The sequence below is a fragment of the Bradyrhizobium cosmicum genome, from assembly GCF_032290525.1.
GTDB lineage: Bacteria > Pseudomonadota > Alphaproteobacteria > Rhizobiales > Xanthobacteraceae > Bradyrhizobium > Bradyrhizobium cosmicum_A.
On the sequence record NZ_JASXTA010000505.1, the window covers coordinates 1 to 244 of the forward strand.

Below are 244 nucleotides of genomic sequence, written 5' to 3' on the forward strand. Positions count from 1 at the left end.
TGATTGATTTATTTTTGGTCTCTTTGAGTTTTTTGACTTTTAATTTGGCCACACTGACCCGATGATCGATATCATCCAGCTTCTCTTTGACGTTCTTAAACTGGCCGCTGATTGTATTGACGGCCACATCGCTGGCCCGTTGCAGGTCGCCTAGAACTCGAGAGTTCTGAACAATAAGCTCTTCATGTCTTAGATCAAGTGGAATTAAGCTAATTTCAATCATAGTTCTGGAAGAGGTTCATTC

The 244-nt window shown here is 41.4% G+C and carries 1 protein-coding gene; it reads right to left on the reverse strand.

Annotation, left to right across the window (positions count from 1 at the left end):
- Positions 1 to 223: hypothetical protein (locus QSV46_RS40725; RefSeq protein ID WP_314964410.1), on the reverse strand; the 223-nt coding region annotated here is incomplete at its 3' end.
- Between the last annotated feature and the right edge of the window lie 21 nt (positions 224 to 244).